This window comes from Caballeronia calidae, assembly GCF_900044055.2.
Classification (GTDB): domain Bacteria; phylum Pseudomonadota; class Gammaproteobacteria; order Burkholderiales; family Burkholderiaceae; genus Caballeronia; species Caballeronia calidae.
The window spans coordinates 1-564 of sequence record NZ_FCOX02000361.1; the positions used below are offsets into that span (position 1 = coordinate 1).

The following is a 564-nucleotide window of genomic DNA, read 5'->3' on the forward strand; positions in this document are numbered from 1 at the left end:
TGCCCACTGAAAAAGTAGTGGGCACATTCTGCGTTGCATCGCCTCCGCCTTCTACGTGGGCCGAATTGAGCGCTTTCGCCGTACCAGATCGAGCCGGCGTGTTCGGCCACGAAGCTGCGCTTCTCGTCGGGCACGAGGGTCGATGCGGTAATGCGCGAGGCCGTGGACCTTGAGCAGGCGGTGTATGGCGCTCTTGGAGAGCGTGTCGCGCGGCACGACGCCTGTGCCTTCGAGCAGCAGCCGAATCTGGCGGATCGAGCGTCGCGTGTTCTCGCGTTTGGCCACGAGAATGGCCGCTTGCACCAATGGAAGAACCGACATGAAACCGCCATCGCGAAGGCGGCGGAAGCGGCCAAATTCTGTGGGGCGTGCAAAAAAACACGATGCGGCCCCACCGTCTCGCGATGCGTAAGCTTATCCGTAAATTATGTTAACGCTCAGCGGCACCTTGCGGAAGGCGATGATGGCAGCGGCAAGATGGTTTAGGGCGACGAAACTGCGTTCGAGTTTTTCGTATCGGACCAACAGTTTGCGAAAGCGGTTGAACCAGCTGTGACAGACTTC

The 564-nt window shown here is 59.4% G+C and carries 2 protein-coding genes; both read right to left on the reverse strand.

What is annotated here, in order from left to right; all coding sequences use genetic code 11:
* Positions 1-51 precede the first annotated feature (51 nt).
* A complete protein-coding gene (locus AWB78_RS45115; RefSeq protein WP_074173750.1) occupies positions 52-321 on the reverse strand; it encodes a hypothetical protein in 270 nt (89 codons plus the stop codon).
* Between the two features lie 93 nt (positions 322-414).
* On the reverse strand, positions 415-564 hold a 150-nt coding region (locus tag AWB78_RS45120), incomplete at its 5' end, for a transposase (RefSeq protein WP_157697761.1).